Source organism: Macrococcus bovicus (genome assembly GCF_030376725.1).
GTDB classification, from domain to species: domain Bacteria; phylum Bacillota; class Bacilli; order Staphylococcales; family Staphylococcaceae; genus Macrococcus; species Macrococcus bovicus.
Genome location: NZ_CP128470.1, coordinates 474,207 through 497,830, shown reverse-complemented (window position 1 = coordinate 497,830; position 23,624 = coordinate 474,207). Strand labels below are relative to the sequence as shown.

20 protein-coding genes are annotated in these 23,624 nt (G+C 44.4%); 6 read left to right on the top strand and 14 right to left on the bottom strand.

All coding sequences use genetic code 11. The features are described 5' to 3' along the window. Positions 1-53: 53 nt before the first annotated feature. Genes nrdF through nrdI form a run of 3 tightly spaced genes read right to left on the bottom strand, consistent with a single transcriptional unit; the run spans position 54 to position 3,500 of the window. Positions 54-1,019: a class 1b ribonucleoside-diphosphate reductase subunit beta gene (gene nrdF, locus QSV55_RS03005; RefSeq protein ID WP_289650643.1), complete on the bottom strand. Its 966-nt coding sequence runs from the start codon at positions 1,017-1,019 to the stop codon at positions 54-56. A 26-nt stretch (positions 1,020-1,045) separates the two neighbouring features. After that, the gene (gene nrdE / locus QSV55_RS03000) at positions 1,046-3,151 is read right to left on the bottom strand and encodes a class 1b ribonucleoside-diphosphate reductase subunit alpha (RefSeq protein WP_289650642.1); all 2,106 of its coding nucleotides are present in this window, start codon (positions 3,149-3,151) and stop codon (positions 1,046-1,048) included. After that, on the bottom strand, positions 3,114-3,500 hold the full coding sequence (gene nrdI, locus QSV55_RS02995; RefSeq protein WP_133451393.1) for a class Ib ribonucleoside-diphosphate reductase assembly flavoprotein NrdI: 387 nt from the start codon (positions 3,498-3,500) through the stop codon (positions 3,114-3,116). Before nrdI ends, nrdE begins: the two co-directional genes overlap by 38 nt. Positions 3,501-3,806: 306 nt before the next feature. Here nrdI and QSV55_RS02990 point away from each other — a divergent pair, with 306 nt between their 5' ends. The 5 genes from QSV55_RS02990 to QSV55_RS02970 all read left to right on the top strand — a co-directional run bounded on the left by QSV55_RS02990 (position 3,807) and on the right by QSV55_RS02970 (position 9,401). Then, positions 3,807-4,655 carry a DMT family transporter gene (locus QSV55_RS02990; RefSeq protein ID WP_289651040.1) on the top strand — a complete coding sequence of 283 codons (849 nt, stop codon included), beginning with the start codon at positions 3,807-3,809 and terminating at the stop codon, positions 4,653-4,655. Positions 4,656-4,704: 49 nt separating this feature from the next. After that, the gene (gene queF, locus QSV55_RS02985) at positions 4,705-5,199 is read left to right on the top strand and encodes a preQ(1) synthase (RefSeq protein ID WP_289650641.1); all 495 of its coding nucleotides are present in this window, start codon (positions 4,705-4,707) and stop codon (positions 5,197-5,199) included. 113 nt (positions 5,200-5,312) lie between these two features. Next, positions 5,313-6,785: a peptide MFS transporter gene (locus QSV55_RS02980; RefSeq protein WP_289651039.1), complete on the top strand. Its 1,473-nt coding sequence runs from the start codon at positions 5,313-5,315 to the stop codon at positions 6,783-6,785. A gap of 132 nt (positions 6,786-6,917) precedes the next feature. Continuing rightward, the gene (locus QSV55_RS02975; RefSeq protein ID WP_289650640.1) at positions 6,918-8,420 is read left to right on the top strand and encodes a peptide MFS transporter; all 1,503 of its coding nucleotides are present in this window, start codon (positions 6,918-6,920) and stop codon (positions 8,418-8,420) included. 72 nt (positions 8,421-8,492) lie between these two features. Then, the gene (locus QSV55_RS02970; RefSeq protein WP_289650639.1) at positions 8,493-9,401 is read left to right on the top strand and encodes a diacylglycerol/lipid kinase family protein; all 909 of its coding nucleotides are present in this window, start codon (positions 8,493-8,495) and stop codon (positions 9,399-9,401) included. Positions 9,402-9,433: 32 nt separating this feature from the next. Here QSV55_RS02970 and QSV55_RS02965 read toward each other — a convergent pair whose 3' ends face one another. Genes QSV55_RS02965 through QSV55_RS02940 form a run of 6 tightly spaced genes read right to left on the bottom strand, consistent with a single transcriptional unit; the run spans position 9,434 to position 17,133 of the window. Beyond that, the gene (locus tag QSV55_RS02965) at positions 9,434-9,970 is read right to left on the bottom strand and encodes a 5' nucleotidase, NT5C type (protein ID WP_289651038.1); all 537 of its coding nucleotides are present in this window, start codon (positions 9,968-9,970) and stop codon (positions 9,434-9,436) included. Next, positions 9,967-11,028, bottom strand: coding sequence for a histidinol-phosphate transaminase (hisC, locus tag QSV55_RS02960; protein WP_289650638.1), 1,062 nt, complete (start codon positions 11,026-11,028; stop codon positions 9,967-9,969). The genes QSV55_RS02965 and hisC overlap by 4 nt, the downstream gene beginning before the upstream one ends. Positions 11,029-11,040: 12 nt before the next feature. Beyond that, positions 11,041-12,555 carry an ABC transporter permease/substrate-binding protein gene (locus tag QSV55_RS02955; RefSeq protein ID WP_289650637.1) on the bottom strand — a complete coding sequence of 505 codons (1,515 nt, stop codon included), beginning with the start codon at positions 12,553-12,555 and terminating at the stop codon, positions 11,041-11,043. Further along, positions 12,555-13,475: an ABC transporter ATP-binding protein gene (locus QSV55_RS02950; protein ID WP_289650636.1), complete on the bottom strand. Its 921-nt coding sequence runs from the start codon at positions 13,473-13,475 to the stop codon at positions 12,555-12,557. Before QSV55_RS02950 ends, QSV55_RS02955 begins: the two co-directional genes overlap by 1 nt. Before the next feature lie 39 nt (positions 13,476-13,514). After that, a complete protein-coding gene (recQ, locus tag QSV55_RS02945) occupies positions 13,515-15,269 on the bottom strand; it encodes a DNA helicase RecQ (RefSeq protein WP_434784209.1) in 1,755 nt (584 codons plus the stop codon). A gap of 7 nt (positions 15,270-15,276) precedes the next feature. Then, positions 15,277-17,133 (bottom strand): ABC-F family ATP-binding cassette domain-containing protein, encoded by a 1,857-nt coding sequence (locus QSV55_RS02940; RefSeq protein WP_289650634.1) that lies wholly within the window; start codon positions 17,131-17,133, stop codon positions 15,277-15,279. 90 nt (positions 17,134-17,223) lie between these two features. Between QSV55_RS02940 and QSV55_RS02935 the strand changes: the two genes are divergently transcribed. Beyond that, positions 17,224-18,036, top strand: a complete 813-nt coding sequence (locus QSV55_RS02935; protein WP_289650633.1) for a ZIP family metal transporter — start codon at positions 17,224-17,226, stop codon at positions 18,034-18,036. 37 nt (positions 18,037-18,073) lie between these two features. On the opposite strand, the gene ltaS is transcribed toward QSV55_RS02935, so the two are convergent. The 5 genes from ltaS to QSV55_RS02910 form a co-directional block, all read right to left on the bottom strand. Beyond that, complete coding sequence (gene ltaS / locus QSV55_RS02930; RefSeq protein ID WP_289650632.1) at positions 18,074-20,014, bottom strand: polyglycerol-phosphate lipoteichoic acid synthase LtaS; 1,941 nt, start codon at positions 20,012-20,014, stop codon at positions 18,074-18,076. A gap of 188 nt (positions 20,015-20,202) precedes the next feature. Next, entirely contained in the window at positions 20,203-21,069 is an 867-nt protein-coding gene (locus QSV55_RS02925) for a 5-oxoprolinase subunit C family protein (protein WP_289650631.1), read from the bottom strand. Positions 21,070-21,111: 42 nt separating this feature from the next. Beyond that, a complete protein-coding gene (locus tag QSV55_RS02920; protein ID WP_133451381.1) occupies positions 21,112-21,324 on the bottom strand; it encodes a hypothetical protein in 213 nt (70 codons plus the stop codon). A gap of 50 nt (positions 21,325-21,374) precedes the next feature. Continuing rightward, positions 21,375-23,051 (bottom strand): aminodeoxychorismate synthase component I, encoded by a 1,677-nt coding sequence (pabB, locus tag QSV55_RS02915; RefSeq protein WP_289650630.1) that lies wholly within the window; start codon positions 23,049-23,051, stop codon positions 21,375-21,377. Continuing rightward, positions 23,048-23,611 carry an anthranilate synthase component II gene (locus tag QSV55_RS02910; RefSeq protein ID WP_289650629.1) on the bottom strand — a complete coding sequence of 188 codons (564 nt, stop codon included), beginning with the start codon at positions 23,609-23,611 and terminating at the stop codon, positions 23,048-23,050. The genes pabB and QSV55_RS02910 overlap by 4 nt, the downstream gene beginning before the upstream one ends. Between the last annotated feature and the right edge of the window lie 13 nt (positions 23,612-23,624).

The following is a 23,624-nucleotide window of genomic DNA, read 5'->3' as shown; positions in this document are numbered from 1 at the left end:
TACAATTCGCTCTAAAAAACCCATCACAATATACACATTGTGATGGGTTCATTTTATTCAAATATGAAATCTTCGTCTGTCAGTGCTTCAACATTTAGTGCGAGGACGTAGCCATCACCTTTCACACTGAAGAAATCATGGTTCTTGGTACTTGTATTCAGTGCATTCTCGATGATTGGATTGAAGCCACGCTCTTCGAAGTAAGGTTCAAATCCTAAGTTAGCAAGCGCTTTGTTCCCGTTATATTTCACATAATTCAGTACGTCTTCTGTCAGCCCGACACGATTATATAGTTCACGTGTATATGACTCCTCATTGCGGTACAGATCATCCAGCATTGCATACATTTCTTTATCCGCTCTCAGCTTATCATCTTCTGATAATTCATTGCGCAGGCTCTGTGCATCCAGTCCTGTAAAGACACCATGAATCGATTCATCGAGCAGGATCTTACGGATGATTTCACCTGAAGTGGTCATTCTGCCCTGGCCGGCTAAGTACAGTGGATAGTAGAAGCCACTGTAGAAGAGGAATGTTTCCAGGAATACAGATGCCACACGCGCCATGTACTGATCATAAACACTCGCTTCCTTCGTCCAGAGTTTATGATATTTCTCTAAAATACGGTTGGCTTTATAAGTCAAATGAGGCTCACTTGGTACCCACTCGTTCAACAGCTCATCTGTTTCATTTGATGGCAGGAGCGTCGTGAAGATATGAGAATAACTTTTCGCATGGATATTCTCCATCATCCCCATAAAGGAGTAGACCGCCTTTTTGCGCAGATCAGTTGTATGCATCATAATGAGCGGCATGCCATCATCAGCTTGCTGGGTATCGAGACCTGTCAGACCGGCCAGAGCGTGATTGAATGTATACTTTTCGTCTTCTGTCAGCTCTTTCCAGCTGGCGATATCTTTAGAAACCTTAAATTCTGTTTCCACCCACATCTGCGAGATATTCTGACGCCAGAACATGTTAGTCATATCTTCCTGTGTATTCCAGTTTACTGCTTTCATCTTTAATCCATCCTTGCATTAATTAGTTAGATTGCACAACTTGTACATTCTTCAACGCTCAGTAGTTTGTTACGTGTATAGTAAAGTGATTTAAGTCCTTTATGATGGGCATAAACGTAGAGTCGTGATAGTTCACGCGTAGAAATCTCAGAATTGACGAATAAGATAGTAGAAATACCTTGATCGATATGCTGCTGAATTGTTGCGATTAAGTCAATCAGTTTCATCTGATCCGTACTGAAAGCTGATTTGTAGAACCACATCGTCTCTGGTGATAAGAACGGCATCGGATAGAAGGTTTCAGCATTCCCATATGTACGACGCTCAATCTGATCAACAATCGGCATGACCGAACTTGTGGCGTTCTGGACATATGAAATACTTTGTGTCGGCGCAATCGCTAAGCGGTATGCATGGAAGAGCCCGTGCTCTTTTACCTGTGCACTCAGTGCTTGCCAGTCTTCTTGTGTCGGAATATGAATGCCTTCAAAAAGTGCCTGTACTTTCTCTGATTGAGGTGCAAAGCTTTCCTTGATATATTTCTCGAAATACACCCCGGATTTATAATCTGATTTTTCAAAGTCAGCGTAGACTTCCTGACGTTCTTTGGCAATTTCCATTGATCGTTCGATGGAATAGTAGTTCATCATCATAAAGAATGTATTGGCAAAGTCTTTAGCTTCTTCTGATTCATACGCAATCTTATTTTTAGCGAGATAACCATGCAGATTCATCACGCCGAGTCCGACAGAATGTAATTCCCGGTTCGCTTTTGCGACACCTGGCGCATTCTTGATGTCAGCTTCATCACTGACAGTTGTCAGTGCATCCATACCTGTATGCACTGATTCACGCACTTTACGTGATTCCATGACGTTGACGATGTTCAGTGAACCTAAGTTACATGAAATATCACGTTTAATCTCATCATCAGTGCCGTAATCGTTGATAACAGACGTTTCCTGCAGCTGGAAAATCTCCGTGCACAGATTACTCATCTTGATCTGCCCGATATTGCTGTTGGCATGGACTTTATTGGCATTGTCTTTGAACATTAAGTACGGGTAACCGGACTGCAGCTGAGTCTGTGCAATCATGTTGAGCATTTCACGCGCATCTTTAGATTTCTTCATAATATTAGGGTTTGCCACTAATTTGTCATACATCTCATCCAAGTTAATATCATCCAATGTCTGTCCGTATTCCGCTTCTACTGTATGAGGCGCGAACATAAAGAAGTCCTTGCCTTCTTTTGCTAGCTCAAAGAACTTAGAAGGGACAATGAGCCCTGTTGAGATAGTAGAAAGACGTAAATCTTCATCGGCGTTGACTTTCTTAGTATCTAAAAACTCGAGCACATCATAATGGAAGATATTGAGGTAGACCGCTCCTGCTCCCGGACGCTGACCCAGCTGATCGGCATAACTGAAGCCGCCTTCTAATGCTTTGGCAACCGGCAGCACACCTTTTGCGACACCTTTGATGCCTTTGATTGCTTCACCACGGGCACGAAGTTTTGAGAGATTGATGGCAACACCGCCGCCGATCTTAGACAGTTGTTTCGCTGTTGAATCGATATAGTTGATAGAGTTCAGAGAGTCATCTACCTCCAGCAGGAAACATGATACAAGTTCACCACGGCGCGCACGGCCTGCATTCAAGAAGGTCGGTGTGGCCGGCTGGTAACGTTGCTCGAACATAGCATTGATGAGTTCCTTCGCTTTCTCTTTATGGCCTTTCGCCAGGTAGAGACTGACGATTACAACGTGTTCTTTATAATCTTCGAGGTAGGCTTTTTTATCATTTGTCTTCAGCGAATAATCCTTGAAGAACTTACTTGCAGACATATAACTCGCGAACTTAAACGGCAGACGTTCTGCATAAGCGATAATTTCTTCAAGGTCAGTCTCAGAATAATCCTCAAACAGATTATAATAGAACTGATTGTCCACTAGATAATGGAGTCGTTCAAGGGGTGAATCAAAATGAATAGTCTTGTCATTGATTTCCTCTAAGTAGACAGCAAGGGCATCCTGATCTTTTTCGATATCAAAGAAGCCATCTGCACGACGCTTTGTCACCTGGTTATTAAGTTCAATATGATTGTACTGTTTGTCGTCTAAGACTTTCATTTACTTCATCCACCTTTTCGTTGAATAATTGTACGTCATGCGCGTTGCCATGGAGCTCAAATTTCATGAGTAGCGGAACATGGTATTCAGCCGCAATCAGATCACCTGACCGGGCGAAATTCTGACCCCAGTTGCGGTTTCCACTGCTGGCGACTGCTACAAGATAACGACTGTTCCGGTTCAGGAACTGACGAACTGGATCAGGCACTTCACCGAAGCCAATTGTTCCTGTCACTACAATAAAAGGCTCCTCAATCGTCTGGATATCCAGCAATGATTCGCCAGTAAAATTTGATTTTTGTAAGAAACGTCTCACATTACCGGTGAGCGAATAGTAGACTATTTTCACATTTATCACTTCCTATGTAAAAAACGCTCTAAAAATGAATATGTAGGATATCTGAGGACAAAACACAATATATTGTGTTTTGTCCTCAGAAGCACCACAAGATATATGAAATATTATAGCACGTTTGTTCGCTCTTTCAATCGATTATACCCAGATTTTTTTTAATTTAGACCCTTGACTTTTAGCCGAAATTCTTAACCTGTTGCTACACATAGCTTTGAAAAATTATTACATTTTGATGACAGGATTCCAGCCCATTAGGATGATTATGTTAAAATGAATTATCTTATTTGGAAGGTCGTCATCATGAATCATATACAAAAAGGTATCTTCGCTCTACTCATCGCCTCCCTCGGCTTCAGCCTGATGGGGGCATTTGTCAAACTGTCAGGTGATATCCCTGTCCTGCAGAAAACGCTGTTCCGCAATCTCGTCGGAATGATCATTCCGCTTTACTTTGTCATCAAGCACCGGGAACGTCTCTTCGGACGAATGCAGAATCAGCCCCTTCTGATAGCAAGAAGCACGTTCGGTCTGATCGGTGTCGTTCTGAATTATATAACCATCGATCATATGGTGCTGAGTGATTCAGATATGCTGAATAAACTGAGTCCCTTCTTTACCATCCTCCTATGTGCCCTCTTCCTGAAAGAGAAGATTAAACCTTATCAGATGACAGCTATCCTTGTCGCTTTTATCGGCTCACTTTTCATTATTAAGCCGAGCTTCTCAAGCGATATGTTCTATGCACTTATCGGTGTTGCCGGCGCTCTGTTTGCAGGTTTTGCATACACAACGTTACGGGTCCTCGGGCCGCGAGAGAAGTTCTATACCACTGTCTTCTATTTTTCTTTCTTCTCAACTGTTGTCCTGATGCCCTTCGTCCTATCTGATTTTCATGCCATGACCATGACGCAGACGTTCTATCTGATTCTGTCTGGTGTTTTCGCGACAATCGGCCAGTTCGGAATCACCATCGCCTATCAGTACGCGCCTGCAAAAGATATCTCCATATTCTTCTATGCAACGGTGCTTTTCAGCGCTATCATCAGCTTCGCCTTGTTCAATCAAGTACCGGATATATTCAGTTTTCTTGGTTACTTCATTGTCTTCAGCGCAAGTTTATATATGTTCAAAAAAGCAAAACTTGAGTAAACACCAGATTTATAGTAGTATCAGTACGATTAATGAAGGAGGTCATACCATGACACGTTCAAAAGATGAACTGCAGGACATCACACTGCTTGGCAATCAGCACAACCAATACCTATATGAATACGATCCCTCTATATTAGAGTCGTTCGATAATAAACACCCGGGCCGTGACTATTTCGTCAAGTTCAACTGTCCGGAATTCACGAGCTTATGCCCTATAACCGGTCAACCCGACTTTGCCACTATCTACATCAGCTACATTCCAAATATCAAGATGGTAGAATCTAAATCACTGAAGCTGTATCTTTTCAGCTTCCGTAACCACGGCGACTTCCACGAAGACTGCATGAATATCATCATGAATGATTTAATAGAACTGATGGATCCGCATTATATTGAAGTATGGGGCAAGTTCACACCACGCGGCGGTATTTCAATTGATCCTTATACCAACTATGGTCGTCCTGATTCAAAATATGAAGAAATAGCGAATTATCGCTTGATGAACCATGATTTATACCCGGAAACGATTACAAATAGATAAATTAGAATTGTCAGAGAATTAAAAACAGTGTATATTAGATACATTGTTTTTATTTTTTTAGGGAAAGGAAGATTAATTTGTCACAGTACACACGCGAAGAAATCGTCAACAGTATGCCAAGAACCGGTTTCTTCGGACACCCTAAGGGACTCTTCACATTGATGGTGACAGAATTCTGGGAACGATTCAGTTACTATGGTATGAAGGCGATTCTCGCATTCTATCTTTATTATGAAGTTTCAAAAGGTGGTTTCGGACTCGAAGAAGGGACTGCTTTACAGATCGTCTCCATCTACGGCGCACTGATCTATATGAGCGGTATTATCGGCGGCTGGATAGCTGACCGTCTGCTTGGCACGAGACATTCCATCTTAATCGGTGCCATTCTCATCATGATCGGTCATATACTGCTCTCTTTACCGAACCAGTTCACCCTCTTTTTAATCGCTTTATTCTTTTTGATCATCGGTACAGGGTTACTGAAACCGAATATCTCATCTAACGTCGGTGAGCTCTACCTGAAGAACGACTCAAAAGTTGATTCAGCATTCACGTTATTCGTCATGTCGATTAACTTAGGGGCCTTCTTATCGCCGCTTCTTGTCGGTCTGCTGCAGACACGTATCGGTTTCCATGCCGGATTTGCAGCCGCGGCTATCGGGATGTTCTTCGGCCTTGTCGTTTACGTGCTGACAGCGAAAAAGACACTGGGGCTTTCAGGTCTGAATGTACCCAATCCGATTACACCGGAAACGCGTAACAAAACATGGTTATATGTCGGTGTTCTCTTAGCTGCCATTATTCTTTATCTGTTCGTTCTGAATGCGTTGAACCAACTGAACTTACAGACTATCAGCTTAACCATTTCTATATTAGGGGTTGTCTTGCCTGTCATCTATTTCGCTACCATGTTCTTATCTCGTCAGACAACCAAAGTCGAGAAATCACGACTTCTTGCCTATATCCCGTTATTCCTGGCTTCTGTGATGTTCTGGATGATTCAGGAGCAGGGTTCGACTGTACTCGCCAACTTCTCAGATAAACGCACACAGCTCGACCTGGGTATTGTCACGAATGGTCTGATCGACTTCACGATTCCTGCTGCCTGGTTCCAGTCACTGAATCCATTATTCATCGTGACATTAGCGCCGCTTGTTGCATCGCTCTGGGTGCGTCTCGGTCGTTATAACCCACCAACAGTTATCAAGTTCGGGATTGCCTTATTGCTTGCAGGTTCCAGCTTCCTGGTCATGATTTTCCCTCTGATTTCAGGTGAGCAGCTGATCAATCCTTTCTGGCTTGTGCTCAGTTTCTTCCTCGTAACAGTCGCAGAACTCTGCTTATCACCAGTCGGATTATCAACCACCACTAAACTGGCGCCTCAAGCTTTCACGGCACAGATGATGAGTATCTGGTTCTTGTCCAATACAATGGCACAAGGCTTAAATGCTCAACTTGTCAACGTCTATACAAGTATCGACTCAGCCCATTACTTCGGCTATTTCGGTGCTATCGCCATCGGACTTGGTGTCATCGTCATGTTGTTCAGTCCGCTTATCAAAAAGTTAATGCATGGTATTCATTAAGAAAAGCACTCATGTTGAGTGCTTTTTCATTTGCTATGAATTATTTAAATATTCCAACTTTTTACACAACTATTGTCCTTTCCATTGTCCATCGCTACAATATGAGTAATTATAAAGTTAGGGGTTGGAAGTATGAAATACACGAGAGAAGAAATGGTCAACAGTGTCCCTCAGACAGGATTCTTTGGCCATCCTAAAGGACTCGGCATTCTGTTTTTCGTAGAGTTCTGGGAACGGTTCAGCTATTACGGCATGCGTGCCATTCTCGTCTATTACATGTATGACAAAGTCGTCAACGGTGGACTCGGCATCAATCAGACGACTGCATCCAGCATCGCTTCAATGTACGGCGCATTGATTTTCATGACAGGAATCATAGGGGGATGGCTCGCTGACCGAGTATTAGGTTCACGACGTTCACTAATGTATGGTGCTGTTCTCATTATGGCAGGACATGTCGCGATGAGTCTGCCGTTTGGTGTTCCCTCATTTTTAGCGTCCATGTTTCTCATTATAATAGGATCCGGGCTGATGAAACCTAACATTTCAAATGTGGTAGGTGGACTTTATCATAAAAATGATGACCGTATGGACGCCGGATTTGTTATCTTCTACATGTCTGTCAATATGGGTGCACTGGTGTCACCATTTATTGTCGGTGCGCTTCAGAAAAACTATAACTATCATATCGGCTTCTTAGCTGCAGCCATCGGAATGGCTCTTGCACTTATTGCTTATATTATTTTCCAGAAACGCTCACTAGGTTTAGTAGGGTCAGTACCCTCCCATCCACTCAGCGCGCAGGAGAAAGCAAAATATACAAAAATGATTTCTATTGTGTTGATTCTCTTAGTTGCCATCATAGTGATAACACTCAACATGGGAATCCTGACATTTAATACTTTCTCTATCGTCGTAACCGTGCTTGGGGTGTTATTACCGATTCTTTATTTCTTGACCATGTACCGAAGCAATGACGTGACCTCTACAGAGCGTTCGCGATTACTGGCTTATATTCCACTTTTCATTGCCGGGGTTATGTTTTGGTCCATCCAGGAGCAAGGGGCTAACGTGCTAAGTATCTTCGCTAAAGAACAGACCCAGCTCGACCTCAATAAGGTATTCGGTGTGGATTTCACTGTTCCAGCAGCATGGTTCCAATCAGTTAATCCTATCTTCATTGTCTTGCTGGCACCCTTCATCTCGGCAATGTGGACAAAGTTGGGCAAATACAACCCTTCAACACCGCTTAAATTTGCGTTAGGCTTATTCTTTGCTGGGATTTCGTTCCTCATCATGATTATTCCAGCAATGACGAGTCAAGGTGAACTTTATAATCCAATGTGGCTCGTCCTCTCCTTCTTCCTATGTGTAATCGGTGAGTTATGTCTGTCGCCAACGGGTTCTTCTGTATCCGTCAAACTTGCACCTGAAGCATTCAGCTCACAGATGCTAAGTCTCTGGTTCCTGACAAATGCCAGTGCACAGGCAATCAACGCTCAGCTTGTCAAACTCGTTGAGCCCATGGGTTATACGAATTACTTCGGCTTTATTGGTGGTATGGCTCTAGTTCTCTTCGTTATCTTACTTACACTGAATAAATGGGTTTCTCGTAAAATGGAAGGTATTCATTAATTAACACGTCCTCTCCGGACGTGTTTTTCTTTTATTTTCGGGTACTGTTAGGTAAAAGGAGATGTATCATCTATGGTTAAGTTCAATAAAGGCATTCTTTATTATCATGAAGCAGCGGGACAGGGAGATGTACACGAAGAACTGGGACAGGTCTCAACGAACCTGCTTAAGATGTGCAAGGAACTCGTCATCTACCGGAGTGACGAGGAAGGAGATATCAGGAAACACTGCCAGCTCATCAAGAAAGAGGATACTTATGATGCCATCTTCATACTGGGTGGTGACGGGACGGTCCACGAGCTCATCAACGGCGTCATTGAAGCTGAACTGAACCTGCCGATCGGTATTCTGCCTGGCGGTACATTTAATGATTTCACCAAAACGCTGAATCTCCCTCCTACCCCAAAAGAAGCATCAGAAGTCCTGCTTGATGGCCGCGTCAAACATATTGATGTCATGCAGGCCAACGACCGCTATGTGCTGAATTTTGTCGGTATGGGACTCATCGTTGAGAATGCCGAAGCCGTTGTCGATGAAAAGAAAAGTAAGCTCGGTAAATTCAGTTATCTCTTCTCTACCTTAAAGACTGTGACAGACCCGACTTTCTTTGATTATGAGATAGAGGTTAATGGACAGACCACTTCCGGCAATGCCTCTATGATAGTGGTCGCTAATGGTCAGTTCGTCGGCGGTAATCGTATACCGCTTAAAGAACTCTGCCCGGATGATGGCGTCATGCATGCCTTCATATTTAAGGAAGCAGGCATTAAATTATTCACTGAAATGATCAAGGAGAAATCGATTGATAACTGGAACAATATCAGCAAAAATGTGGAGCAGATAGAAGGAACAGAGATGATAATCAGAACCAGGGAGCCGATGGACGTTGATGTCGACGGTGAAATTGAATTATCCACACCGGTGCATATCACCGTTCTCAGCAAACGGCTCCGCATGTTTGTCGGACCTGAAGTATGCTAAAAAAGAGATGTCTCTGACGAGACATCTCTTTTTTAAGCTTTACCGAAGAAATATTCTTCAACTTCCTTCCAGCTATGCACGCGGTCAAAGCCTTCTTCATGAATATTATGCGCTGCGTTGAACATGATCCCCTTGCCTTTAAAAGCAGCAAGCTGTTTCGGATTATCATCTATTAAATAGTCAGTTCCTACGACACCTTTGTTACCGCAGAAAATGAAATGCTGAGGATCAAGAAACGGGAAATGTTCCAAAAGCCATTCATATTTTGCATCGAAAGAAGTCGGCACATCCATTGCAGCTGTAGCGATGTAGACATCATAATGTTCAGTCAGGCGTCTGACCACACGGATGGCATCCGGAAAAACTTCAAGGTCCCTGAAGAAGCTGCGGTCGAGCAGCAGTTCTGACAGTTTTTCAACATGCTGAGGATGTAGATCGCGCAATTTGACACCTTGTAGGTCTTCAGCCGTCACCGTTTCTCCTGATTCTTCATTGAACTTGAAGATCACTTTCTTCAATGTATCTGCTAATACTTCATCCATATCAATTGCAATGGTTTCTCTCACTATACTTCCTCCTTAAAATATCGCTCTAACACTTCAATGATAACATCATTCTGGTCAGCTGTTCCAATCGTCAGACGTACGCCACCAGGCACCGGACGGGCAATGATCCCTCTTCTAAGCAGATAATCGTTTAATCTCATTACATCATCTGTTTGAATAAAGACGAAGTTCGTCTCTGACGGCAGAAGATGATGTTTAAAATCAGACGCGTAGTAACGTGCTCGTTCTGCCGCATTCTGTCTGACCGTTCGCTGTAAATACGCCTGATCAGCCAGCGCTGCTTCTGCTGCCTTAAGGGATAATGTGGTCACATTAAAAGGCAGTTTGACACGGTGCCAGAGGTCTGTCCATTCATCTGACGAGATCGCGTAACCGATTCTAAGAGAAGCGAGCCCATAAGCCTTCGAAAAAGTCCGCAGAATAATGATATTGTCAAACTGTTCTCTCAGCTTCATACTGTGCGGATAATCTTCGGCCGTGACATACTCAGCATAGGCCTCATCCAGGACGACAGGGATATTACCTACTTTATTCAGGAATAGCGTCAGCTCTTCCTCTGAGAAATAATGGCCGGTCGGATTGTTCGGATTACAGAGCCAGACGAGTGCTGTGTTGTCATTCACCTTATCAGCCAGTGCCTCTAAATCGAATTTGCCGTCGACAAGCGGAGCTGTCACAATTGTACAGTCCTCAATCACTGCATGGTGGGAATATTGTACAAATGTCTGCTCACTTGTCACGATTTCGTCTCCAGGCTTCAGGATGGCCCGGGAAAGCATCTGAATCACTTCGTCCAGTCCTGCACCCAGCAGCACCGCTTCCGCCGGGACTTGATAGAATTCGCTGATCGCCTGTTTCAGATCAGACCCTGCTGCATCCGGATACTCATGGATATTCTGGATGGCAGCTTGAAGTGTCTGTTCGACTGCCGGCGAAGGCCCGTACACATTTTCATTGGATGACAGTTTCATCATTTCACTTTCGAGATTCAGTTCGCGCCGGATTTCCTCTGCTGTTTTACCCGGTGAATAAATGTTTAGCGAGGCAAGCTGTTTCTTCATATTACAATCTCCTTACTTGATCAGCTGTTTCTTCTTCAGAAATGCATGCGCAACGTCTTCCGCCTTTTTCTTTTTGTAGGCGACCTCATAATTCATCTGCTGCATTTCTTCATCTGAAATCTGTCCGCCCAGCTTATTAAGTGCTTTCACCACTTCGGGATACTTCTTAACCGTTTCTTCTTTCAGTAACGGCGCACCTTGATAAGGCGGGAAGAGATGCTGATCATCTTTTAATACCACCATATCATATTTTTCAAGCTCAGCGTCTGTAGAATACGCATCAATCAGATCAATCTTGTTACTTTCTACCGCCTGATAACGAATTTTAGGTTCCATTGTATTGACGTGACTGAATTTCAAGTTGTATTTCTTCTGGATTCCTTTATAGCCGTCCTCACGGTCATTGAATTCCAGTGTAAATCCAGCACGGATATCATTTTTCACTTTACTGAGGTCAGAAATTGTTGTCAGTCCATTTTTTTCTGCATAACTGCGTTTCACTGCAAGGGCATAAGTATTATTGTACTGCATCGGCTCAAGCAGGGCCATCTTCTCTTGCTGCATGATACTGTCTTTAGCCTGCTGATAAACCTCAGCCTCCGTATTGGCTTTCGGCGTTTCTTTGACCAGTTCGCCGAGCACGGTACCTGTGAACTCGAGGTAGCCGTCTATTTCATCAGCCTTCAACGCATTGAACAGGAATGAAGTCTTGCCGAGTCCCGGCTTGATTTCGACAGAAACGTCAGTCTCATCTTCTATCAGTTCTTTATACATATTCGTGATAATTTCAGGTTCGGTGCCTAGTTTACCAGCAAGCTTAAGCTGTCCTTTTTCTTTGGAGAAAAGAGGGATGACTGCCATCAGCAGGGCAGCGAGCACAATAATACCTAAGATAATGCCAATCTTCCGATAAGATAACTTTGCCATCCATCGGAGGAGGAGGTCAAAGAAGATCGCTAGAATTGCTGCAGGTATGGCACCGAGCAGTATAAGAGCCATATTGTTACGGTCAATGCCGAGTAAAATCAGGTCACCCAGTCCACCAGCCCCGATAAATGCAGCGAGTGTTGCTGTTCCGATAATGAGGACCATCGCTGTTCTGATGCCTGCCATAATGACCGGCATCGCAAGCGGCAGTTCAACGCGTGTCAACCGTCTGAACGGGTTCATACCGATACCGCTCGCCGCTTCTTTCAGCGACGGGTCTACTTCCTTGATGCCTGTATAGGTATTACGCAGAATCGGCAGCAGCGCATAGATGACAAGCGCAATAACAGCAGGCACCCGTCCGATACCAAACAGCGGAATCATGAGACCTAAAAGAGCCAGTGAGGGAATCGTCTGCAGGACAGCTGTTACATTGATAACAGGTTCAGCGACACGCTCCCGTCTGGTCAGCAGAATACCGAGTGGGACGGCGATGAGCATGGCGATGAGCAGTGCAATAAAGGAAATCTGGATATGTTCAAAGAGCGCAGTCCAGAGCTCTCCTTGTCTTTCCTGAAAAGTTGAGATCAATTCTTTCATTATTCAGCGACTCCTTTACTCAGTGCCTGAAAGACTGAAGTACGCGTAACAGCCCCTCTATATTCTGTATCGATGACATTCAGCTGCTCCTGTTCTGCTAACAGCTTATAGAGTTCGGAGACAGGCGTGTCAGGTCTGACTGCCGGATAACGTCCATCATAAGGCAGTGGCTGTATACAGTCAGCTGCGTGACGTTCTATCTTCGTATGGCCGATGAATGACCGTACAAATTCGCTGTTCGGTCTATCGACGAAATCTCGTGGTGTGCCGATCTGTTCTATACGGCCCTGATTCATCAGACAGATGCGGTCGCCGAGCTTGAAGGCCTCATGGATATCATGCGTGACGAAGATAATCGTTTTATTGATTTCTGACTGCAGCTGCAGTAAATCATCCTGTAATTTCTCACGGCTGATCGGATCAAGTGCACTGAAAGGTTCATCCATCAGAATAACAGGCGGATCTGCAGCGAGCGCCCGGACAACACCTATACGCTGCTGCTGTCCCCCTGACAGTTCAGATGGATAACGGTCTCTATATTGCTCATGCGGCAGTCCGACCATATCCAGCAGACGATTGATCTGTTCATCTATCCGGTCCGTTGACCACTTCTTCATCATAGGGACTTGCGCAATATTATCCCGTACTGTCATATGGGGGAAAAGCGCAATCTGCTGCAGAACGTAGCCGATATCCCAGCGCATCTCATCCAGCTTATAATGACTGATAGGCTGGTCCTTAAAGTAGATGTAACCACTCGATAACGGAATGAGGCGGTTGATCATCTTCAGAGTGGTCGTTTTCCCGCACCCTGACGGCCCAATCAATACAAAGAATTCCCCTTCCTTCACCTCAAAGGAGATATGATCTACAGCAGCTTTATGGCCGTAGACTTTAGCAACATTGTCAAATTTTATCATGTCTTCACCTCTGTACTCTAATAACCTGTATCAGACGGGCTAAACTGAGGATTGATAACTTTTTATCGCTTCGATGAAACGCGGACAGTAATGTTTCAGTTTATAGGAACCGACGCCTTCTATATGAAACATCTCCTGTTTGGAAGTCGGTTGTTTCTGGGCGAATAACGTCAGTGTCCGGTCAGAGAATATGGTGAAAGGCGGGACACCCAGTTCGACGGCTAACGTTTTTCTGACGCTCTTCAGATGTTCGAATAACTCCTCATCTACATTGACAAGCGTATGAATCGTCACGCGTTCATTGTAGGAAACGGGATGATAATGCGTCATGATCTTAACGTCACTTATCAAGACCTCTTTGGCACTGGGATGCACATGCAGCTTGCCATCTCTCTCATCTAAATACCCGTTGAAAAGAAGGGTATCAATGAAGCCGTGAATATCCTTGGTCTCATACTCCTTCATCAGTCCGAATGTACTGAGCTGAGACATTTCACGTGACACCTGTTCGCCTCTGATCACTTTCGTCAGTATGCTCCTGCTGACAGGAATCTTGATGCGAATCAGACAACTCATCAGTTTTTTGGCTTCAACAGACATATCATACTTAGCTTCCATCAGACAGTTCGTACATCTGCCACATGGTTCAAGGTGTTCTTCCGGATTGAAATAATTGATGAGCGTCCCTTGTAGACACTGTGTGGTCTTCGTATACTGAACCATCTTCTCAAGCTTCTCTTTTTTACGTTCCTGAATGACTTCGTCCGGTGTCTGACTGATGAAAAACTGCTGCAGGCGAATATCCTGCTCGTTATAAAGAAGAATACATTCACTCTGCAGGCCATCACGACCGGCACGACCCGCTTCCTGATAATAAGATTCCAGGTCCTGCGGCAGATTATAATGGATGACATATCTGACATTAGATTTATCGATGCCCATGCCGAATGCATTGGTAGCTATCATAACGGGACTATTATCATTCACAAAGGCCGTCTGGTTCTGTTCTCTCACTTCACTGGACAATCCAGCATGGTAAATCGTGTGGTTGAGGTGATGAGTCGTGAACTGTTCGCTGAGCGCCTCGACTTGTTTACGTGTTGTCGCATAAATAATCCCTGAATCTTTGATATGTTCTTTCACGTAGCGTCTGATCATCTTGTCTTTCTGGAATGTCGGGTCAATCTTGAAATCAAGATTATCGCGTTTAACACTTGTTTCAACGACACAGTGATCATTGATGTAAAGCAGTTCCTGAATGTCTTTTCGGACGTCTACAGTGGCAGTCGCTGTCACGGCCATACAAGGTGCGCCTATCGTCATCACACGAGAGACGACCTGGCGGTAACTCGGTCTGAAATCATGACCCCATTTTGAGATACAGTGTGCTTCATCAAACGCAATCAGTCTGATATCCAGCTGTGTCAGTAAATATCTGAAATGATTCTGTTCAAATCGTTCCGGCGCGACATAGAGAAATTGATAAGCGCCATCTTTTAAGGCTGATTCAATTTCACGTACTTCTGCCGCTTTTTGCTGACTGTTCAAGTAAGCGGCTGAAATTCCCGCTGCATTCAATGTATCGACCTGGTCTTTCATCAAGGAGATGAGCGGGCTGATGACGAGTGTCAGTCCACCCCTCGCAATACCCGGCACCTGATAACAGATGGATTTCCCGCCCCCTGTCGGTAAGATGCCGAGCGCTGACTGATGATTCAAGACGTGCTCAATCAGCTCTTTCTGTCCTTCTCTGAATGTCTCATAGCCATAATATTGTTGTAGTATATCTTCCAGCTTCATTCTATTCCATCCGTTCTGCGAGTTCGCTCCACTCTAAAAATGCTTCTTCATAGCGTGTATTCAGGTCATCTCGTAGGGCCGTCAGCTGATTCAGACGTTCATAGTTCGTGGTCTCCTGCGCTATCTGATCATCCGTATCTTCCAGCTGCTGCTCCAGTGCTTCTATCTCTCTGCCTAATTCCTCGAACCGCCTTTTATCTTTGTAGCTCACGCGGGTCTGTGTGCGTTTTTCTTTCACGGTCACTTCTTTAACGGGCGTTGTAACAATCGCTTTCTTATAAGCAAGATAGTCATTGAATTCGCCGAGGATGATATTGACTTTCCGGTCTGAAATATACCAGTACTTCGTCACGACTTTGTCCAGGAAATAGCGGTCATGGCTGACAGTGATGACTGCCCCGTTAAAATCAGCGAGATAGGCTTCCAGAATGGTCAGCGTCTCGGTATCCAGGTCATTCGTCGGCTCATCCAGAAGAAGGACATTCGGCCCTTCTATCAGAATACTGAGCAGATAAAGTCGCTTCTTCTCCCCCCCTGATAACCGGTGTATCAATGTCCCGTGCATACTGGACGGGAATAAAAACCGTTCAAGCAGCTGGGTGACAGAAATTTTGGTACCATCTTTCTGAGTGGCCTCCTCTGCTTTTTCACGTAAAAAATCAATGATACGCATTTCTTCATTCATCTTTGCGTAAGACTGTTGGTAGTAGCCGATTTTAACGGTCTGTCCCGTCTTCAGCGTGCCGGTATAGTCAGTCAGATGCGCACTCAGAATATTTAAGAGTGTTGATTTACCGCTGCCGTTCTCACCGACAATACCGATGCGGTCAGTGGTCTGGACAATAGTGGTTAAGCCGTTGAACAACTCTTTCTCGCCCATACGGATGCCTATGTTCTCCAGTTCAAAGACCTGTTTACCGAGCCTTTGATGACTGAAATCGATTGACATCTGGTCTTTCACTTGATGCTCGCCGACTTTCTCCTCTATTGTCTTAAAACGGTCAATACGAGCCTGCTGCTTAGTCGTCCGTGCTTTAGCCCCTTTTCTCATCCAGGCCAGTTCCTGCTTATAAAGCTGTTTCTCTTTATGTTGAATGCGTTCAGCTGTCAGTTCTTCTTCTGCCTTCTGGGCGATATAAGCGTCATAATTGCCGCTGTATGGGTGGAGATGTCCATTTCTCAGTTCGATGATACGGTCAGTGATTTCATTCAAGAAGAAGCGGTCATGGGTAACAACTAAAACCGCTTTCGGATACGTTTTGATGAACTGTATCAACCAGGCGATAGACTCAAAATCCAGGTGGTTGGTCGGCTCATCAAGCAATAGTAAATCCGGCCGGGACAATAAACTCTTGGCAAGCGCCACACGTTTCTGCTGACCCCCGCTCATGTCACGCAGCAATTTATCATGGTCCATTATGCCTAGCTTCGTTAAAATCGTCTTGGCTTCAGCCTGATAGCTGAAGCCGTCAACCGCTTCAATCTGTTCCTGCAGCTGATTGAATTTCTGCATGGTTTGATCAGACATGTCTGTCGTCATTTGGATCAGCACTTCATTGTAATCATTCAGCAGCCTGACAACCGGATTTTCAGGGTCCAGTACGTTCTGAATGGCGTTCTCCTCCAGATTTAATACCGGGGCCTGGGCGGCATAACCGATTTTAAAACCATTCGGATGTGTTACGACACCATTATGCGGCTCGATTTCTGCGATGGCTTTTAAAAGTGCGCTCTTACCTGTACCATTGATACCGACAAGGGCAATTTTTTCGCCTTCTGCTATGCTCAGGTTAACCTGGTCAAAAATAGTCTTGTCTCCGTACTGCTTCGTTAAATTCTCTATTTTATACGCTTCCATCGTTAACCTCTTTCTCATATGTATGCTATCATATGGTTATTGTCAAAAATTCATTTATATATTATACACTTTTAAGGAGGAGGAGACACTATGTTAGAGTGGTTTAGTCAACTCTCACATGTTTATCAGGCACTCATCGCCGGTATTTTCACCTGGAGCATGACAGCATTAGGTGCGGCTGTAGTCTTTTTAGTCAGGTCAGTCAACAACAAGCTGCTGAATACGATGCAAGGCTTTGCTGCCGGCGTCATGATTGCCGCTTCATTCTGGTCACTGCTGGCACCCGCACTTGAATTCAGTGAAAAAGCCGGTCAGATTCCCTGGATTCCGGCAGCGATCGGGTTTCTGCTTGGGGGCGTTTTCATCCGGGGTCTGGATGTGATTATTCCGCATATGCACGCTCATGCATCACCTGGTCATCAGACGGAAGGACGTAAGAGCAATCTGAACAAGTCCACGCTGCTTTTACTCGCCATCACTCTTCACAATATTCCTGAAGGTCTGGCACTCGGTGTGGCATTCGGTGCAATCGGTCACGCAACGGACAGCGGACTGATGGCTGCAATCGGGCTCGCAATCGGTATCGGTATCCAGAACATCCCTGAAGGAACAGCACTGAGCCTGCCAATTCACGGGGACGGCAAATCCAAATGGCGTGCCTTTAATTTCGGACAGGCTTCTGCACTTGTTGAACCTGTCTTCGCAGTCATCGGTGCTGCAGCAGTTCTTCTTGTGACCCCTTTACTCCCTTACGCGCTTGCATTTGCAGCAGGTGCCATGATATTCGTCGTAGTAGAAGAACTGATACCTGAATCACAGTCCGGCGAGAATACCGACCTTGCGACACTTGGTCTCATGGTCGGCTTCACCATCATGATGATTCTTGATGTATCACTTGGATAAGAAAAGAGGCGATTTCATATGAAATCGCCTCTTTTTTCTATTTCATCGCACTGACTGTGCCATCCTTATATTCATAGTCAGCAGGATTGATCTTCTTGAATTCTTTATTGTCATAGAAACGCAGTAAGTCCCCATTGAGCAGGCTATCTGACATTTCAAGTTCTGTTGCCACTGTATTTTTGATCTTCGTTGCTTTTGCAATCAATTTCTCATCTGTCAGTTGTTCATTTGTCTGATTGTCATAGAACACACCATTGATTGACTTGATCTCCGGCGTGATGAAGTCCCCGTTTCTGAAGACGACCACTTGTCGATGTTTCTTCGACAATAAGTCTGTCCCAAAGAGGGTATACGGTTTAGCATCAATACCTGTCAAGTGAAGGATTGTCGGCATGACATCTACCTGGCTCGCATAAGTAGGATCCACATGTCCTTTGATACCAGGTACCTTCAGGAATAAACCAGTACGTTGTAAATCCATAAATTTAGCCGGTGTCACTGTCTCACCAATCAGCTGACCCATCGCTTTATTGTGATTCTCTGAAATACCGTAGTGATCACCGTAGATAAGGATGACGGAATTATCATAAAGTCCGTTTTTCTTTAAATCTGTTATGAATTGTCTCACGGCCTCATCTAAATAGCGTGCTGTCTGAACATAGCCATCTACTGTCGCATCACCAGTGTTCGGCGATGCAATAGTCGCTTCTGACGGATCCACTGTGAACGGATAATGGTTTGTCAGTGTAATCAGATGAGAATAGAAAGGCTGCTGCTCTTTCTTCAGGTAAGGAATCGATTCCTTGAAGAATTCCTTATCTTTCAGACCGAGGTTCTCTAAGTTTTCATCGCTCATATCATAATACGTTGCATCATAGAACTTATCAACGCCGAAACGTTTGTAAATCTGGTCACGATTCCAGAACGTCTTGTAGTCACCGTGCATCACGGAAGTTGAGTAGTTCTGCTTCTGATGCAGAATAGCGGGCAGCGACTGGAATGTGTTGTCACTCTTCAATGAGAAGGCTGAACCTTGCTGGAGACCATAGATACTGTTATCCATCGTTAATTCAGCATCTGATGTCTTACCTTGGCCTGTGGAATGGAAGAAATTGCTGTAATAGACGAAATCCCCGTTACCTGTCGCCAGTGTGTTCAGGAAAGGCGTCACTTCTTTACCATTGACTTTAAGGCCGATCATCTCTGTCTGGAAACTTTCCAGATGAATTTTAATGATATTTTTTTCTTTGGCGATACCGAAATATTTTTTATTCGGTTCAGCGTATTTGGTTTTCGTATAGGACTGGAGACGTGTCAGATCGTCTGCACTAGCCAGCGCCTTCTGCTGATTGTTCTGAATCGTCTTCACACCGTCATAGACCGTGAAGTTGTAAGGGCCTAGATATTTCACTAAATATTTATGGTCAAACGTACGCGTCAGCAGTTCAGGTCTATCCATTTCTGCGAATGCCAGGTTAATGAAGAATAAGGCTATTGAGATTCCCATCATCACAGGCACAAATTTACGTTTGAATGACTGTGTGGACAGCATGTCGCGTTTAACAGTCAATAAAACCAGGTAAATAATCGTATCCAGGAAATAAACGAAATCATACCACTGGAATGAACTCCAGAGAGCGCCTGACATTGATTCCACGTTGCTGACCTGATTCAATGTACTGAATGTCAGAAAATCAGAGAAGAATCTGAAGTACACAACATTACTGTACAACAGGAGTGTCAGCAATGTCCCGCCGGTAAAGACCAGCCAGAATGCTTTTCTGCCCTTGAAGAAGAGGAGTGTGCTTAAAATAAGGGCCACCAGGCTATAAGGATTAAGCAGGAGAATCAGGTTCTGCACGATGCCTTTAACCCCTAGAGATAGATCAATATAATACGCAAAATATGTTTTGACTGATACTGTGAGGACAGTCATCAGAAAGAAAGTAAATATCGTTATTTTTTTATTTTTAAACATCCATTTAACAGCTCCCATCCTATACCCTTCCGGTAGTATTTACATAAAATTAACGTTCTTTAATTTAAATTAATATGATTAGCTTCAATATATAAATTTAACCTTATTTTGCTATATAAGCAAATAAAAAATAGCTGATAAGCTATTTTTTGTGTAATATGTGAATGTTTTTTGTCTATAATCAGACATCAAGCATTCACATAACTTTTCAGTTGGTAAGACAGCTGCATTAAAAGACTTTTTACCCAGTGATCATAAGAATTTTTACGCTCATCGTACTCTTCCTGAGTCACGTTCTTAAAAATAAGTTTTGAGCCCGGTCTCTTTTGAACCAGTTTCGAGAAATGATAAGGGGCAATCTGGGCAACAGCTTCCTCTCCGGTCACCGCCGTCAGAATCACTCTTAATTTCTGGTCCACAGTCACCTGGATGCTGCCGGGGCTGAGGTGAGTCTCAGGCTGTTCGTGATATTGAATCAGCGGCCCTTCTAATGTAAAGCTCTGGCGACTAAGATAACTTGAAACTTCATAAACTTCATCATCCGGAATGACAATATCTTTAACAGGATAGATATGAAAAATATCAGAATAATAGACACGTGATAAAGAATAATAATCAACGCCCCATGGACATGACTCCACCACAGATAATTTCTGGATCAGCTTTTTCTGTACGTCCGTATATTGATGTGCCAACTTAAAAGAAGTAGCTGCTTCTATCTTCTGATTCAGCACAGCTTCCTGCACGCCACCTGCCACTGCCATGTAGACACGTGTCCCTTTTGCCGCCCGTCGGAAATGCAGGGTCTCCCCTTTCGCCATCAAGTAAGGCTTGAACATCTCGATTTCCCGTTCCGATGTATAGGCATGATAATCCGCCCCTGTCAGCGCAATCAAAGTCTCTTCTTCAAAATAGATGGTTGCCGGCACCACTGCCATTTCGAATGTCGGCATTTCTGAATCATTGCCGACAAGTCCATTCGCAATAGTATGAGACAGTTGATCACTTTTCGCTGTCTGATAAGTTGTATATAATCCTGCGTCTTCAAATATCATCATAGAACCTCTCTCTACTTACTAAATTTCCAGGCTGATCACTTAGTGGTGATAGAACACATCAAGCAGACTGATTAATGCCTGTCTCATACTGAAGACAAGGACGCCTACAATCAGCACAGCAGTAACGATAGCCGTATAGAGCCAGATCAATGCGCTCCTATCCTCTCCTGCTTTCAAGAAAGATATCACACGCTGATTACAATAGTATATCCAGACGCATAAACCGATGAGAAGTATTAAAGTGATAATCATAAGGTTCTCCTAACGCTCATAAGTTAATTGATTTAATTTTACGCTTTTATCTAGAACTTTGCCACGTTTTGTTGATAAAGTTCAACTTTCACCCATTCTCTAAGAGAGTTAATCATCCAGAGCTGGTCGACTGAATCAAGTTCATCTATATGCAGATCACGCCTTTTAATCCGCTTATCTGCAAGGAGTTCGGCCTGCATGCAGCCCGGCAGCTGGTCTTCTGACCGGGGCGTATATAAAGCACCGTCAAGCGCATAGACCAGATTGCCGATATTGAATTCTGTCAGATAATTATTCTCATTATAATATAAAGAAAGAAAACCGTCAGCTGACGTGTAATGATCTCGCTCTGAGGTTTTATGCTGCAGACGCTCTATAGGCACCTCTTTCATAGGCGTGAGCAGTGCCTGAGTAAAAGTCCGGGCTGGCAGCGGACGGTTCACTGCTGAGATATAGCCATCATAGACAGAGAGCCTGTAGCTGCCCGTTCCCTGACGACTGAATATATGCTGCAGAAGCTCGCGGTCAAAAGCAAAATTAAAATGTTCAAGGCTGTTTAAGAGTCTCTTATAGTGAAATTCACGCCGTCTGATGCCTGTCGGATCCAGGCGCATGGTCTCGATTAAATTAAAATCTGAATAGGGGGCCAGCTGCCTTAAAATATGAGTCTTCATGACCATTTCGTTGAATTCCGCTGTTTCATCAGAATCGATGGTGATGCCGCCGCCTACCCCGTAAACGAGTTGATTGTTTTTCTTTTCAATTGTCCGAATCGGGACGTTGAAAACAGCCTGCTCCGGTGTCAGGATACCGATTGTTCCGCAGTATATCCCTCTTTCACTCTCGAGTTCATCTATGATGGTCATCGTGCTGATTTTCGGGGCCCCTGTAATCGAGCCGCAGGGAAACAGCGCCTTGAGCACATCAAAAAGGGTATGAGCGGGCTTAATGACTGCTTCTACTGTAGACGTCATCTGATAGACTGTCGGATAAGCTTCGATGTCAAAAAGAGCGGGCACTTGCACAGAATTTCTCATCGCAATGCGGCTTAAATCATTGCGCAATAAATCAACTATCATCACATTCTCTGCCCGGTCCTTTTCGGAAGACTGAAGCTGCTCGAAATTCTTTCTATCTTGCTCAGGATCCGGGTGCCGTGCGAGAGTACCTTTCATTGGCTTAGTCTGAATGACACGTGACGCCCGGTCGTATTTAAAGAACAGTTCCGGCGATATACTGATGATGGCATGGTCGCCTTCTTCAATAAAAGCACAGTAACCGCCGTTACTCATTTCCGTCAGTTTCAGATAGAGGGCATAGGCATCCACATCAGCTGCAGCCTTTAGGCGGGTCGTATAGTTGACCTGATAAGTATCTCCGAGCTTTATCCTTTCTTTGATCTCACGGATATGGTCTTCTATCATTTCTTTTGTCTCTGTAAAGGCGAATTTGACCGGCTGTTCAAGCACGGCCTTCTCAAACGGGGCAACCGGCTCGTTGAACACATAGAATTTCGCATAGCAGTCTGCTTCTTTAACCGCCATTAACGGGGAAAATGCTCCCGCTGCTTCATAGTTCAGATAGCCGACGACATAGTGCGTCCTGCTCCACTCCTCCGCTACGTCAATAACGCTCTTCACGTCATCCAGCGTGTAAGCGGTAAGTATCTGAAGCGGATTTTCAAAATATAAAGTCCCAAATTCCTTGAACTGCATGCATGCTCTCATTCTCTGCACATCCTAATAAATTGTTTTAACTGTTCATGACCCCGTTCTGTCAGCACCGATTCAGGGTGATACTGCACCCCTTCAACTAGAAACTCATGATGTCTGATTCCCATGATGATACCATCAGACGTGCTGGCTGTCACCATCAAGGATGCTGGCAGACTGACCGCGCGCAGCGAATGATAGCGCGCTACTTTCAGCGGCGTCGGCAGACCGGTGTACAGTCCTCTGCCATCATGATTGATGTCAGCGCTATGACCGTGAACTGGCTGTCCTTTATCAACCTTACCGCCGAAAGCTGTCACAATTGCCTGAAAACCGAGACATATCCCCAGCAGTGGAATGCTGCCGGCAAAAGTTCTGATCACTTCGAGTGTCAATGAAGCATCTTCCGGATGACCGGGACCTGGCGATAGCAGAATCCCTTCCGGCTGCATATCAGCTATCTCAGCAATCGTGATTTCATGCGGCTGACGTACCATGATCTCCTCGTCCATACCTTCGATATAATGGACGATATTATAAGTAAATGAGTCATAATTATCTATCATTAAAAACATGCTTTCACTCCGG